Source organism: Shewanella sp. SG41-4 (assembly GCF_014164505.1).
Classification (GTDB): Bacteria; Pseudomonadota; Gammaproteobacteria; order Enterobacterales; family Shewanellaceae; genus Shewanella.
In genome coordinates, this window is sequence record NZ_JACJFI010000668.1 from 1 (window position 1) to 1,077 (window position 1,077).

Here is a 1,077-nt window from a genome sequence, read left to right on the forward strand (position 1 = left end):
TGTACTTCTCAATATTGCTTTGTTAGCACCATTAAAATAGATATCTTCAAACCTTAAGTTATGACTTAATTTTAGTATTTCACTATCTAGAAACGGGCACCTAGCCTCTACACCATGCGCCATAGTACAAAGATCCAACCGTCTCAATTCTGTAAAGTTCATGTCTGCAAGTAATCGTTCTCTGGACATCAGTAACTCTTGAGGCTCAAGATAAGTAAAGTAACCTCCAAAAAGCTCGTCAGCTCCTTCCCCAGTTATAGCTACTTTTATATTGAGAGATTTAACTGCTTCAGCTAGTAAGTATGTTGCTAACCCATTACTCACGATAGAAGGGTTATAACTTTCTGTAATATAAACAACTTTCTCTATGTAACGTTCTAAAAGCTCACCAGAAGGGATAGATATGTGTTGAACATTTTTGAGTTCTAGGGCTTTAATGACTTTATTTACCATTAGAGAATCAGAGCTATTTGGAGAACCTAAAGTAAAGTAGGTAATATCTTCCCGCAAATTTGATGCAATATAGGCCAGTATTGAACTATCTAAACCACCGCTTAAAAATAAACCCACAGGCTGGGTCAATGGTAGACGCTTTTTAACAGCGGCACATAATTTAGCTTGTATGTCATAATCTTTAGTTTGTGTGTTAAATATAGAGGGATGCGCTACAACATGGTCAACTTCCCAATTTGCCAAATTGAGGTGAGTAATCCCTTTAGGGACTTGCTTAAACCAATCTATATTTTCAATAGCTTTTAATTCACTGGTTATAAAGTATTCGTTTTTAGATTGCCCATAAAAAAGCGGTTTTTTACCCAGCCTATCTCTAAGTAATACAATATCTTCAGTTACTTTATTGTATAAAACGGCAGCGTAAAATCCGTCGATTACATCTAAGACTTCAGCACCAAGTTTTGTAAAAAGAGGTAACAATACTTGCGTATCATTTTCACCAAACATAAAAAGATTGTACTTATTAATCAATTCTTGATAGTTATATATTTCACCGTTTACAGCTCCAACCCAATCGCCATCTTGATATGGTTGTCTACCAAAGATTCCTTGACCATTAACAGC

General features: G+C 35.5%; 1 protein-coding gene. It reads right to left on the reverse strand.

Features of this window, described 5'->3' with window-relative positions; all coding sequences use genetic code 11:
- A partial coding sequence (locus H5202_RS23140) for an asparagine synthetase B family protein (protein ID WP_182774070.1) occupies window positions 1–1,077 on the reverse strand: 1,077 nt, incomplete at both ends.